Source organism: Secundilactobacillus muriivasis (assembly GCF_054785195.1).
In genome coordinates this window covers 1-11,633 of record NZ_BAABMI010000083.1, presented here as the reverse complement: position 1 = coordinate 11,633, position 11,633 = coordinate 1, and the positions used below count along the sequence as shown (strand labels likewise).

Below are 11,633 nucleotides of genomic sequence, written 5' to 3'. Positions count from 1 at the left end.
CCCCTGACTGCCCATCATAAGATATTAACCAGTTATCACGCAGTGTTATGAACACCGTGGTTGCTGGTTTTTTTGTACTTTCAGTAATCACGGAATAGCATATATTCTCAATAAAAGTAAGCCAAAAGGTAAGCCAACTTGCGAAGGGGCGGTAACACTAAATAACGTAGTAGATGCTGTATGCATCCGCTACGTTATTTTTTCATATTTAATATTATACGCCCTCTACTAGTCATCCTCACTTCTAGTCATAGGATTATCCGTTGGAGTATTGTTTTCTAAAATATTTTGTACATCAAATTGAGTATAGAACCTGTCTTTCCTGTTCACGAAATCAGTCACAGCATCTGGATCAAAAGGCGCTCTTTGTAGCTGAGCCTCAATTATTTCCACCCCAACATTAAGATTTCTAAGCTCAATATATGATGGGTTATACTTGTTGTCTCCATTAATAAATATCCACATATAATTCTCAATTAGCGCCATTGATATGCTCAAAATATCATCTTCAAATGCTTCTGAGTTATAAGCGCCTCGAAGTGCAGCAGTGAAATTACCGACAATATTTCCTCTGATACCATCTACATCAATTAATTGGGTCATAGGTAAAATTGAACCAGTAGTGTTAATCTCAACCCTGACATTATCTATTAAGCTCGTTTTTAATTGCTTATTGAGTTCATTTCCTTGTTTAATTTGTTTCTGTAAGCTATCAATTCCATAATCTTTCTTAAACTGTTCCTTCATCTTCTCAATCTGTTTATCAGATAATCGCCATTGTAAAATACCGGTAATGACTGCACCTAAACCGATTATTGCAATAAAAACCGTTACCACAGTTACTAAATCGTTGTGCTGTTGCTCCGTAACTTCCGTTAAGTATTGGATTAAATCTACCGACTTCATTTCTGATCACCTCAACAACCAGCATATCAAACCTACAGTGGTTCTACCAGCAACTATTCAACGGATGAACTGCCGCAATAAATTTAAGGTTATTTCAGGTTTTCAAACCACTACCCTATTTCAGGGTACCGTTTAACCACCGCCCTGCTTCGGGGCACTGGTCGTTCTAGCTGATAAGTTACAGGTTATTCTGGACTTCCGTTTTGGTAGTCCAGCTATTCATCCTAAGATTTTTAAGTTCATCAAATGATCTACCACTTCACTCTGCATCAGAAGCATAGCGACTTTACAGGGGTACTCATAAAACGAGTATCCTTTAGTAACTCGGGAGGTCCTTACTGAGCGGAATTTTCCGCCGATTGATATAGTGCTCACTTTTGCAACTATCCTAAGCCCACACCAGCCCCAAGTACAACGGATGAGTAATCAGCCTAAAAGTCGGCCGAATAGACTAGGGGTTTACATCACCAATCACACTCTAATGGCGCAACCATTGATATACAGTAATGCGCGGCTATTATCCGCATATTAAGAAGGTCCGGTTTTGTCTAGTTTTGTCACCTTATACGGATGCAACCATACCCGTTTAACCCTTCCGTTTTGGAAGACTTCACTAAGCCGAGTATTAGGCCCAGTTCTCACGATCGAATTTTCGACACCAACATTTTCCAACAATCTCGTGGCTGAATTTTCAGCTACCAAATTAAAAAGCCCCAGCATCTCTGCTAGGGCTTCTTTGGTGTGGATCTATACTTACAGACTTTCTCAACGACCGATAGCCGCCATTCTCTGAACTGCTTGGGGTCCATGTCGTACAGTGCTGCCATATCTTTATCGCTAACTGGTTGCGGGGCCTTACGGCAATACTTACGGTGTAGCATTTCAAGTTCTGGTTTATCCAAGTAGGATAGCCGGTAAAAGAGCTGCTTTGCTTGGGCTAACCCGTAGCCCTCTAGTGTACTGAACTCATTCTCGGCTTGATACCACATCCGCACCATGAAGTGTGCTGCTTGCCGTGGTTCCCAGTCCTCATCCCACCAATCAGTGTGAGGCGTTCCGTCCCAATTAAGTTTAACAGCTTCAAACTTCTCCCAAAACGCTTTATCCCTAACCACACCATCAAATGAATCTGGTGTATCACTTGCTACATCATCAAATTGTCCCATTTACATCACCTCAAACAGACTTAACACGTTAGCTACGCTCTCATCCGCATTTCTAACCGGCTCTAAGTGAATGTCTTGTTCCAATCCAAACCGCCATGCTACTGCTTCAACCACTTGACCAATTTCGGCTAGTGTCCGCTCTTTCAAGCCCACAGGTAGAGTTGTGTTATTACGGATGAGTAACGCCCCTAGCTGGTCCCGTTCGTCTGCTGTTAGGGTATCTGTGAACCGTTCAAACTGGTGACGTTCATACTCAACGATTTCAATATTGTGAGTAGCTTCTTGTTGAGTTCGTACCAAGTCTTCAACCATCGAATACCACGGCTTAGGACCACTACGGCCCCCACTTTCATCTACGGCCAGTGATGACCCCATGAAGCTGTGGGCGTGGATAAACGCACGATCTAACTCGGCTATCCGTTTCCGCATTGCCTGTATCTTATGGTCAAGCGTTAGAAACTCAACAATCAACGAACGTTCTAGTAAGTCCACAGTCCCACCCACCCTTCAAAATTAGTTTTCCGGGATATATACCCGCTTTGCACCGCCTTGATAATGGTGCATAAAGGCCATTAACGCTTTGCCAGTCATTGCGTTAAGGTTCTCAACACTGATTCCAGTTGAGTGAGATACATCTTCGACTGATTTACCGGCCACGAACCGACTACGTAACACCCGCTGTTCGTCACTTGAAAGGTAATCAAACGCCGTATCAATATCCGTCTTTTTCCCGTTACCACTAAAGGCGTTCACTAGTGCTGCTGTATCGTCTTGATCTGTTACTCGGCTACCCACCAAAATATCTACAGCACTTGCCTTAGTAGCTGCCACATCTAATTGTTCATTCATTACAATTCCTCCTATTAATTAAAGGGCGAGGTACTACCCTCCCCCCTCTAAAGCTGAATAGCCATGTACTATTCGTTTACTTCTGGTACATCATTAATAATTACGGTACCCGGCCTAGAGTTCATCAAGTCGGCATATTTGAGCATCTCCGCTTCACTATTAAACGTCTTCCCAGCGAAGTTCCAACTAACTGATTTACCATCTTCAACCGTTACTATAACCGGCCATTCTTGTGTAAGGTGGCCACCTTCTAGCCGTTTTAGTTGCTGTTTGATTCGTTCACGGGCCATTAGTCCACACCTCCCATTTGATGGGCGTAACTATCTCGTTCGGCTTCCCGCTGTTCAAGTGCTTCTAATCGGGTTTGGATGTCGTCTTGATCAAACGCCGCTTCATTCGCCTTAATTACGAATTGTGCTGCTTGACTACGTATCTGGTCGTTATTTTCCTCGTTCTGCATGACTTCAACCAATACACTCATAGCAATATCAGCTAAATTAGCCATGCCAGCGTTGATCTCGAACTGCTTACGCCGCCGAACTTCACGAATTGCATCACGCACCCGGTCTTGCTTGATCCAGTTATAACCAGTACGAGGCGTTACACCAGCCTTATCCGAAGCTTCTCGAACGGATGTCGAGTTAAGCATTGCCATAACAAACTTATTTTGTTTCGGCTTTAGCAGTGATTTTTCAGCCATTTAATCACCACCAGTCTCTGCTAATTTACGTTTAAGTTTTGATAATCGACTTTCTAGCATTGCCCGCTGATTATCTAATTGACGATATTTAAGATTACCTTCTACTCTATTTTTTAACTGTTTTCTCAACTCGCTTAATTGGCGATTAGTTGAATTTAGATCTCTTTGATGGTCATTCACATCTCTAATAAGGGTTCCATTTTTCATTGTTTTAATCCTCCTAAGCTTTAGGCCAGTAGTTGCGGGCGTTAACACCTAATGAATACGGGTTGCCTTCTAACACTCGCCCACCATAAACGTCTGTGATGTGATAAAGACTACTCAACCAGTTAAGAGCTTGTTGCTCAAAATCAGCATTGCTGTTCTGTGCGAACACCTCCCGCTGTGCATCGAGTTCCGTTACTTGATACCGTAACGCTTCAATCTGATCTCCATAGTTACTCTTGGCTTCTTGTGCTGCCTTCGCTTTAGCTGTCTGTAACGCCGACTTAACCAAACCACGTGCTTCTGGGCCATGCTCTTTAGCAATGGTTTCCTTTGCGTTATTAGCCCTCTGGATAGCGATTTCAATATTACTCAATAACGTTCTTAATTCGCTTTCTTTAGCGATACCGGCCGGTGTCATCAACTCATCCGCCGATAATGCGTTCAGTTCATTGGTAGTATCTACCCGCTGTTGTTGTAAGGCTGTTAACTTACCATTGATTTCTTCAAATGGTGCCTTCAACGCCTTCTGTAAGGCTGCGTACTCTGCACTAAAGTTTAAAGTTGCTGTGTTGTCTAATGTCATGTGATTAGTCCTCCTAGTCGTTGTTTAAAATGATGGTTGTTGGATCTTTAGTTAAAGCGGCCATTTCTTGTCTAATATGGCTCTTAATCATGGCTTGGTAGTTCAAAGCACTGCGGTACTCAACTGACTTGGTTTTACCGTCTGCTTCTAAATCTCGTAGTTGTTGATCTACCTTGCGTGCTTCTCGGTCCCATTGACTGGTTGGCCGAAAATGGCCGTGTCCGTGAAATTCTTCCATTCAAACACCTGTTTCTTTCTAAAATAAATTTGAGGTTTTTTGAGGTTTTGAGCCCACAGTTTCAGGGCGGGTGAGTACGGATGTCCAGTGTCATTAGTCGGTCCATCCGTTAACCCCATTCTGAACGTAAGTAATGAGCGCTGTGTAGAATGTACAACGCTCTCTTTCAATGTAAGTAGTGGTGAGCTTCACATCACGGATATACTCGACATCCATAGTCCCTATAAAGCGATTTACCACATCATCTAGCTCATCCGTTGTTGAACTGGTAAACGTCTTAATCTGATACGCACTGGGAATATTAATTCTGGCCATTAGGTTTCCTCCTACATCACGCAAATTAATGCGGGATCACTTAAAATCGTATCTTCATAGTAGTGGTACGTCTCTGGGGTCATAATCATGTGGAGGCAAGTACCTCCGGGGTAATAGTAACTTTTTGAGTTATTAAATATGACCGCCACAAGGTCTAGTGGGGTAATGATTTCAATCAGATTCATTTTCAAATTCTGGTGCGATTGCTCTTCGTTGTCTGGCATTTCATAATTTTGTCCTACCAGCACGACCCGGGTGGTCCCTTTAACTTTAAATACTTGACCATGATCTAGCCAATCGTGTTCAAAATTCGGAGTATCGTGTTGTAAATTAGCATTGTTATATTCTTTATAGCTATATCCGGCCAGCAACATTCTTAATCTGTATGGCCTGTGATATCGGTCACACTGGTTAAATCCAAACTGATTAGCAAATCCCTTCAATTTACAGATGTCGTTATTCTTGCATTGGTGAAGCATCGTTATTGGTTGCCATTTCATTTAGTCATCTTCCTTTCTGTTTCGGTTATAAATGGGGACGTGTGGACATGCCAAATTATTTACATGTCCATCGTCTAGCGCTTACAGCCACAAGGGATTAGAGCATATGGAACGTGTGGACATGTAAAAATCAAAAACTCTAAAATACTATGCACGTAGTAGCTACTAATACTTATTTACTACTTCTTTATATTTACATGTCCCACATGTCCGCATGTCCGAAACCCATACACACCAAGCCTTTAATCATGTACATGATATGGGACATGTGAAAACATCACGTCCGTTTAAGCCCACATACACACGTCAACGCACGTCATTTTTCTAACTTGTGTGGTCGTTCGCTCTTACTCTCCCAATTGATTAGGAAACTTGAACACACGTACACATGTTAAAAATCAAAAACTCTAAAATACTATGCACGTAGTAGCTACTAATACTTATTTACTACTTCTTTATATTTACATGTGTATCATGTGTACATGTGCTAAACGCTAATATATCAGCGTTCATCAGTCACACATGCCTTGTACGGCGATGTGTTATCATGTGTTCTTTTAAACCCGCGTGCCCGTTTACCATTGAATACAATATTTTCCGATGCTTCCCACTCATCAGCGTTCGATACGATCATAGAAATCTTCTTAGCCGTTCCGCTACGTGAAACACTAGCTAAGTCCCTTTGCTCAACATTAAGTACCACCATCAAGATTTCTTTAGTAGTAGTGGACGTCATCTTGGTTAACTGTGATTCAGTTAGCCTAGCGTTATGCCTGTCTTTCAATGATTCGTTTCGATGATATGAATAGTAATAGGTAATTCGCTGGCCAATGCTATACGTTGTCCAATCATTGGGTACCGGCATCTCTAAATATTCTAGGACCGCATCACGAGTAGGATCTTCAACCATGGCTGATTTTTGGAGTTCAGCAGCGGTCTCCTGATTCTCCTTACTAAGAAACAATTGTTGACCGTTATCGTGAATTACTTTAGCTTCAGCTAGAATCTGTAACATATCGTTATCATCAATATTGAAAGCATCCTTAGTTGGCTTGGTAACACTCAGTTCCACTGGTAGAAAACGGCGGTTACCGGTTTCGTCTTTTAAAAATCCGCTGTCGTTGGTCGTTCCGATAAACACGCACTTCCGCGGATGATCTTTAGTTATCCGTCCGTAAGCACTCCGAAAATTGTCTGATCTAGCTGATAGAAAGCTTTTGATGTGGTCCACGTCCGTTTTCTTCATAGCTGATAATTCAGCTAGTTCAACCACAACTTTACCGACCAATTGCTGGTATGAATCTTTCGACTTCATATCTTCTAAGTTCTCTAGAAAAAAATCTGGAAGCAACGCCCCCACCAACGTACTTTTACCAAGTCCTTGAGGGCCACTCAGCATGGGCACCAATTCAAATTTAACTCCTGGTTCATATGCCCGGGCAATTAACCCCGACAACCATACTCGTGCAACTTCTCGCGTATAGGCCGTATCACTGGCACCTAGGTAGTCAATAAAGAACGTTTCTACCCGTTCGGTGCCGTCCCACTCTTGAGATTCAATACGATCTTTAACCGGGTTAAATTTCTTTTCATATCCCGCACTTACTAGCCCGGCCATAATCGCATCCGTTGACGGTGAATAGTTATAGGTTTCTTCCACATACACCCGAAACATTGAGATGTCGTTATCCTCCCACGGCCCCTTACCGCTTTTAATCGCGGGTAACGATTCAAGTTTCACGAACACTTCACTGAACGCATTATATGCAATCTTCCCAGCAAAGTTAGGGTCTTTGGTTAAGATAATCGCTACGTTTTTAGCTGAACTGGTTTTAGGACTACCGGTTTCAGTTACCATGAATAGTTCTTTAATGCTGTCTGTCGGTAATCGCTTTGCTAATATTTCTTCACGAGTTTTCTTGTACTCGTCAATGTCGGTTACATCTTCACTCACGCTCTAAAGCCCCCTTTTTAGCTTTCTTATTTCACTTTTTAGGATTGAGCCGAAAACCCGATCCACATCTCTATCTGGTAATGGCTCATCACACTGATTATTGTAAAAATTTAGCAATGCTTTCACTGTTTCTGGTTCCGCACCAACTCTAAACATCTTCCCAGCCATTCGGGTCATGCTGTTGTTTCTATCACCGACTGGCGCACCGATAACCAGCTCGTCTAACAGTTTCCCCGTATATTTTTTCATGGGTGTGTAATTTGACTGTGGTACCGGCTTACTTTGCTGCCCATCCAATTCAGCCAACAACCACGGCGGGGCTGGTTTGAAGTCCTCGGCACCGTTATCTATTGTGGTATAGGGCACTCCATTCACCACACTTGGTGCAATGATGATATGATCTGTTTTAATTTCAACGGATGAATTTTCAAAGAACGCACTGGGGTTATTTTTAGCTTTAGTATCAGCCTTAAAGAAGTAGTGAAGTCCGCCGCTGGGTGTCCTCTCAATGTACGTATCGTTCGGCATTACCATACCCTTTTCGGCTAATTTTTTAAGGCTCTGGGTACCCCGATTGTTATCGTGATTATCCACATCAACCACTATCACACCATCTAAAACCATGCCAACATTCGCATACGGTTGAAACTGAAATAGTTGCCGTAACCGTTCCGAATTGACGGTAGCATCATTAAAGGCGTGTCCACCTCGCACCCCAGCCTTACTGTTACGTGAAAGTGGGTAACACCGATAATTCTTCTTAGCTAGGGCTAACGCCGTTTCTAAACTCTCGAACCTTTCCATACTCATGCACCCTCTTTATGAACCACTAATTCTGAATCCGCTAACCTGCGAAGTTCATCCCGTATTTCGGTGATATTAATCAGGCACTGAAAGCAGAGTTCATGTAGGATCTCCGAATCAGAGAGCGAAGCATAAAACACGATGTCCTTGTTCTCTTTAGTTGGGTGTCTGTTGTATGAAGCCACGGCCCCGCTTGCGTCCTCTGTTTCTCTAAGTGCTGCTTGTAATAACTTACTGGTGCGATCAGCTTCGTAAGCTGCTTCATCGTAACTTGATATACTAATTCCCATTGCGTAAATTCTTCCTTTCGATTACAATGAGAGTAACTAAAATGTTCCACGATATGTTTCACATCTTCTCGAAGTCCACACAACTTGCTTCCCGGCTGACTGTGTGGGCTTTTTCGTTTTACCCTCATAAATTGTCATTGTCTTAGTCCTTTTCACGAGATACCGAAATACCTAGCACCACGCCCAGCGAAAAACAGAACACAAAGCCCAGCAATATCAAATCAATCGTTTCAACCATGCCGGATCACCTCCGTTAGTTCTAGGTACGTTTGCGCACTAGCAAGCAAAATTTCAAGTGCAGCGGTGTAGGTTAACTCAACATCCGCATCAGCACCGGGGTTGCTTAGCACATCCCGATACGTCAAGTGAGCGGATGAATCTAAGCTGCTTGCCTTCTTCAAGGTTTCGTAAGCTTGTTTTACTTTCCAACTATCATCAGTCATTCTGGCACCGTCCTAAAATAGATTGTGGAACTATGTGTAACAAACAGATGAATCTAACTGCCCCTTCGCATGGTACGGTTAAATTTCTTTTTCTTTTAAGAATTTGTCCAGTGTCTGCTTTGAAATGCGTTGAATCGAGCCGGTAACTTGAACCACGGGTAGCCCTTCACTAATGAGCTTATTTAAGGACGCCCGGCTAATGCCCACGTACTGGGCGGCTTCACCAAGTTGTAGGTACGGACCGTAATTATGTTGCTTAGACGCCTGTTTAAACGCATCCGTTGCACTTTCCAGCATTGCACCTTTGATTTTAGCCAATTCAGTTTCAGATAAGCTTAGGTTAATTGGAATCAATTACTTCACCTCGCTAACTTTATGGTCATCAACAAATTTACGTAAGTCATTGACGTCTACTTTTCGGCTCTTGCCAACCACAACACAGGGTAGCCCACAGTTCAGGTAGTTGTTTCTGAACGTGTTATAGCTACGTACCCCGAGAATTTGCATGGCCTGACGGATGCTAAGTAACTCATTTGCGTTAATCATATGTTTCACCCTCTTTTATAAAGATAATACGTTAAACACAAGATAAGTTGTGTTTACAAAAAGATTATTACATTAGTTTGGATAAAAATCAACATCTTTATCCAATTATTCTTGTTTTTTTATCTATATATATTGTTTTTAACAACTTTTGCAGGTAAAATATCGGTGAGGTGAACGAATATGATAAGAAATAATCTTTCTGTATTGATGGCTGAAAAAAGAATAAAAGTTGTTGATCTTTCAAATGCTACCGGTATCTCTAAAAACACCATTACTTCAACTGCCAAAAATTACGGTAAAATGATTCAACTTGAAACTATTAATAAAATTTGTCAGGCACTAGACGTTTCACCGACTGATTTTTTTGAATATGCCCCATTTGATTTTGATTATTATAGTGAAGTTGGGGCATCCGATGATGAATACTATAAAGAGACGGGGCTTATATCCCATGATTTAGATTGTTTTCTCAATGTTTCTAAAAATAACAATCGAGTTGCCTCTATTAAGTTTTCTGGTTCCGTCACAAATTACGGCCCCGTTGGTCCTAATACCAATGTACTTGCACTAAGCGCATCAGTACGACCTGTTAATCAAAACGAACTAGATAAGCTCACCCCATATTTAAGCAAACTGTCTACAGGTTTTATTACTGATATAACAGCAGATTTTGAAGATGTTATTCGTGATTCTTTCGTTGAAGCAGAACTCGTTGACGTGTTTGAAGATATTGCAGATACTAAAATAGTTGAATTTTCTCTCTCGGAATAACCCTAGCCCCCCCCATACATAACCGCCCCTTCGCATGGTACGAATGTTATGGAGGACTAATACAATGGGTGCAGTTAAACCATATATCGACAAGGACGGGGCAACCCGTTATCAATTTCAGCTTTATCTGGGTGTTGACCCACAAGACGGTAAGAAGAAAACAACTCGCCGCCGTGGTTTTAAGACAAAAAAAGAAGCTACCCTTGCGTTATCAAGATTGACCCTTGATCTACAGCAAAAAGGTAGCTTAGTTGAAGAAAACAATATTCTGTTTGAAGCAGTCTATCACGAATGGTACGAGCAGTATGTGAACACAGTCCGCGAAAGTACGTGGGCTAGAACTGCTAAAATGTTCGATAACCATATACTACCATTATTCGGTAACAAACGCCTACGCACCATCACCGTTAATCAATGCCAAAAGGCGGTTAACAAGTGGTTCGATGAGGTCACTTACAACTATACTCGCTGGTACAATTATTTAGTAGCTGTATTCGATTACGGCATCCGCCAAGAATACATTACCGACAACCCGGCAAAGCGCATCACCATGCCAAAGAAGCCCACAGAGTGGGGCGAGAAGCCAGCTAACTTCTGGAGTAAATCACAGTTGGCCACATTCTTTAAATGCATCAATCGGCAAGATGAACCGGAAAAGTACACCCTATTCCGGGTCCTTGCTTTCTGTGGACTTAGACGGGGCGAATGCTTAGCTCTAACGTGGCAAGATATTGACTTCGAGCACCAAACTATGAGTATCAATAAGACCCTTACGCAAGGCGATCGGGGTAAGCAGATTATCCAAGCACCTAAGACTAAGAAGGGTATGCGGGTGATCTCATTGGACCCACAAACTGCGGATGCACTAAAGCACTGGCGTTCACAACAACGCCGTTTGTACTTGGAGTTAGGATTCAACACTATGAACAACAATCAACTCATTTTCGCTAATACCAAGAATAAATTCAAGAGCCTGAACACGCCTGCCAAGTGGCTGACTAAACTCATGGATGATAATAACATCGAACCACGAATTACCGTTCATGGGTTCCGCCACTCTCACGCCTCCGCCTTATTCTCCGCTGGGGCCACCATCAAAGAAGTTCAAACTCGCTTAGGTCATGAAGATGCTCAAACAACTCTGAACATCTATACCCACGTTACTAAGAATCAGGAAAAGGAAGCCGTTGAAAAGCTGGCTAACTACCTAAATTTCTAGAAAAGTAAGCCAAAGGGTAAGCCAAAACAAAAAATAACACTTCATAACACCCTACCAATACTGGTATGACGGCATTTCGACATTCGGGTTACTCAAACCCCTGACTGCCCATCATAAGATATTAACCAGTTATCACGCAGTG

General features: G+C 42.3%; 19 protein-coding genes. 2 read left to right on the top strand and 17 right to left on the bottom strand.

Going from position 1 to position 11,633, the window contains the following annotated elements:
- Positions 1-228 precede the first annotated feature (228 nt).
- The 17 genes from ACYVR3_RS15340 to ACYVR3_RS15260 all read right to left on the bottom strand — a co-directional run bounded on the left by ACYVR3_RS15340 (position 229) and on the right by ACYVR3_RS15260 (position 9,501).
- A complete protein-coding gene (locus tag ACYVR3_RS15340) occupies positions 229-906 on the bottom strand; it encodes a hypothetical protein (protein WP_461244931.1) in 678 nt (225 codons plus the stop codon).
- 725 nt (positions 907-1,631) lie between these two features.
- Positions 1,632-2,072, bottom strand: coding sequence for a hypothetical protein (locus ACYVR3_RS15335; RefSeq protein ID WP_461244930.1), 441 nt, complete (start codon positions 2,070-2,072; stop codon positions 1,632-1,634).
- Positions 2,073-2,564: a hypothetical protein gene (locus tag ACYVR3_RS15330; RefSeq protein ID WP_461244929.1), complete on the bottom strand. Its 492-nt coding sequence runs from the start codon at positions 2,562-2,564 to the stop codon at positions 2,073-2,075. It lies immediately after the preceding gene.
- 21 nt (positions 2,565-2,585) lie between these two features.
- Positions 2,586-2,921, bottom strand: a complete 336-nt coding sequence (locus ACYVR3_RS15325) for an RNA polymerase sigma factor sigma-70 region 4 domain-containing protein (protein ID WP_461244928.1) — start codon at positions 2,919-2,921, stop codon at positions 2,586-2,588.
- 68 nt (positions 2,922-2,989) lie between these two features.
- A complete protein-coding gene (locus tag ACYVR3_RS15320; RefSeq protein ID WP_461244927.1) occupies positions 2,990-3,211 on the bottom strand; it encodes a hypothetical protein in 222 nt (73 codons plus the stop codon).
- Positions 3,211-3,621 (bottom strand): helix-turn-helix domain-containing protein, encoded by a 411-nt coding sequence (locus ACYVR3_RS15315; RefSeq protein ID WP_461244926.1) that lies wholly within the window; start codon positions 3,619-3,621, stop codon positions 3,211-3,213. Before ACYVR3_RS15315 ends, ACYVR3_RS15320 begins: the two co-directional genes overlap by 1 nt.
- Complete coding sequence (locus ACYVR3_RS15310) at positions 3,622-3,828, bottom strand: hypothetical protein (protein ID WP_461244925.1); 207 nt, start codon at positions 3,826-3,828, stop codon at positions 3,622-3,624.
- Positions 3,829-3,841: 13 nt separating this feature from the next.
- Entirely contained in the window at positions 3,842-4,411 is a 570-nt protein-coding gene (locus tag ACYVR3_RS15305; protein ID WP_461244924.1) for a hypothetical protein, read from the bottom strand.
- A gap of 13 nt (positions 4,412-4,424) precedes the next feature.
- Positions 4,425-4,649 carry a hypothetical protein gene (locus ACYVR3_RS15300; RefSeq protein WP_461244923.1) on the bottom strand — a complete coding sequence of 75 codons (225 nt, stop codon included), beginning with the start codon at positions 4,647-4,649 and terminating at the stop codon, positions 4,425-4,427.
- Between the two features lie 93 nt (positions 4,650-4,742).
- Positions 4,743-4,964, bottom strand: coding sequence for a hypothetical protein (locus tag ACYVR3_RS15295; protein WP_461244922.1), 222 nt, complete (start codon positions 4,962-4,964; stop codon positions 4,743-4,745).
- Positions 4,965-4,975: 11 nt separating this feature from the next.
- Positions 4,976-5,464 carry a hypothetical protein gene (locus ACYVR3_RS15290; protein ID WP_461244921.1) on the bottom strand — a complete coding sequence of 163 codons (489 nt, stop codon included), beginning with the start codon at positions 5,462-5,464 and terminating at the stop codon, positions 4,976-4,978.
- A 502-nt stretch (positions 5,465-5,966) separates the two neighbouring features.
- Complete coding sequence (locus ACYVR3_RS15285; protein ID WP_461244920.1) at positions 5,967-7,418, bottom strand: virulence-associated E family protein; 1,452 nt, start codon at positions 7,416-7,418, stop codon at positions 5,967-5,969.
- Positions 7,419-7,421: 3 nt separating this feature from the next.
- Positions 7,422-8,222, bottom strand: coding sequence for a bifunctional DNA primase/polymerase (locus ACYVR3_RS15280; protein WP_461244919.1), 801 nt, complete (start codon positions 8,220-8,222; stop codon positions 7,422-7,424).
- 2 nt (positions 8,223-8,224) lie between these two features.
- The gene (locus tag ACYVR3_RS15275; RefSeq protein ID WP_461244918.1) at positions 8,225-8,512 is read right to left on the bottom strand and encodes a hypothetical protein; all 288 of its coding nucleotides are present in this window, start codon (positions 8,510-8,512) and stop codon (positions 8,225-8,227) included.
- 230 nt (positions 8,513-8,742) lie between these two features.
- Positions 8,743-8,955: a hypothetical protein gene (locus ACYVR3_RS15270; RefSeq protein WP_461244917.1), complete on the bottom strand. Its 213-nt coding sequence runs from the start codon at positions 8,953-8,955 to the stop codon at positions 8,743-8,745.
- Positions 8,956-9,033: 78 nt separating this feature from the next.
- Positions 9,034-9,309 (bottom strand): excisionase family DNA-binding protein, encoded by a 276-nt coding sequence (locus tag ACYVR3_RS15265; protein WP_461244916.1) that lies wholly within the window; start codon positions 9,307-9,309, stop codon positions 9,034-9,036.
- Complete coding sequence (locus ACYVR3_RS15260; protein WP_461244915.1) at positions 9,310-9,501, bottom strand: DNA-binding protein; 192 nt, start codon at positions 9,499-9,501, stop codon at positions 9,310-9,312. It lies immediately after the preceding gene.
- A 180-nt stretch (positions 9,502-9,681) separates the two neighbouring features.
- Here ACYVR3_RS15260 and ACYVR3_RS15255 point away from each other — a divergent pair, with 180 nt between their 5' ends.
- The gene (locus ACYVR3_RS15255; RefSeq protein WP_461244914.1) at positions 9,682-10,272 is read left to right on the top strand and encodes a helix-turn-helix domain-containing protein; all 591 of its coding nucleotides are present in this window, start codon (positions 9,682-9,684) and stop codon (positions 10,270-10,272) included.
- Positions 10,273-10,336: 64 nt separating this feature from the next.
- A complete protein-coding gene (locus ACYVR3_RS15250) occupies positions 10,337-11,491 on the top strand; it encodes a site-specific integrase (RefSeq protein WP_461244913.1) in 1,155 nt (384 codons plus the stop codon).
- The last annotated feature ends 142 nt before the right edge of the window (positions 11,492-11,633 follow it).

Coding starts and splice junctions, on each gene's coding strand:
- ACYVR3_RS15280 (WP_461244919.1), bottom strand. CDS start 8,222: ATGGAAAGGTTCGAGAGTTTAGAAACGGCGTTAGCCCTAGCTAAGAAG.
- ACYVR3_RS15300 (WP_461244923.1), bottom strand. CDS start 4,649: ATGGAAGAATTTCACGGACACGGCCATTTTCGGCCAACCAGTCAATGG.
- ACYVR3_RS15335 (WP_461244930.1), bottom strand. CDS start 2,072: ATGGGACAATTTGATGATGTAGCAAGTGATACACCAGATTCATTTGAT.
- ACYVR3_RS15325 (WP_461244928.1), bottom strand. CDS start 2,921: ATGAATGAACAATTAGATGTGGCAGCTACTAAGGCAAGTGCTGTAGAT.
- ACYVR3_RS15310 (WP_461244925.1), bottom strand. CDS start 3,828: ATGAAAAATGGAACCCTTATTAGAGATGTGAATGACCATCAAAGAGAT.
- ACYVR3_RS15290 (WP_461244921.1), bottom strand. CDS start 5,464: ATGAAATGGCAACCAATAACGATGCTTCACCAATGCAAGAATAACGAC.
- ACYVR3_RS15255 (WP_461244914.1), top strand. CDS start 9,682: ATGATAAGAAATAATCTTTCTGTATTGATGGCTGAAAAAAGAATAAAA.
- ACYVR3_RS15315 (WP_461244926.1), bottom strand. CDS start 3,621: ATGGCTGAAAAATCACTGCTAAAGCCGAAACAAAATAAGTTTGTTATG.
- ACYVR3_RS15295 (WP_461244922.1), bottom strand. CDS start 4,964: ATGGCCAGAATTAATATTCCCAGTGCGTATCAGATTAAGACGTTTACC.
- ACYVR3_RS15320 (WP_461244927.1), bottom strand. CDS start 3,211: ATGGCCCGTGAACGAATCAAACAGCAACTAAAACGGCTAGAAGGTGGC.
- ACYVR3_RS15260 (WP_461244915.1), bottom strand. CDS start 9,501: ATGATTAACGCAAATGAGTTACTTAGCATCCGTCAGGCCATGCAAATT.
- ACYVR3_RS15250 (WP_461244913.1), top strand. CDS start 10,337: ATGGGTGCAGTTAAACCATATATCGACAAGGACGGGGCAACCCGTTAT.
- ACYVR3_RS15305 (WP_461244924.1), bottom strand. CDS start 4,411: ATGACATTAGACAACACAGCAACTTTAAACTTTAGTGCAGAGTACGCA.
- ACYVR3_RS15270 (WP_461244917.1), bottom strand. CDS start 8,955: ATGACTGATGATAGTTGGAAAGTAAAACAAGCTTACGAAACCTTGAAG.
- ACYVR3_RS15275 (WP_461244918.1), bottom strand. CDS start 8,512: ATGGGAATTAGTATATCAAGTTACGATGAAGCAGCTTACGAAGCTGAT.
- ACYVR3_RS15340 (WP_461244931.1), bottom strand. CDS start 906: ATGAAGTCGGTAGATTTAATCCAATACTTAACGGAAGTTACGGAGCAA.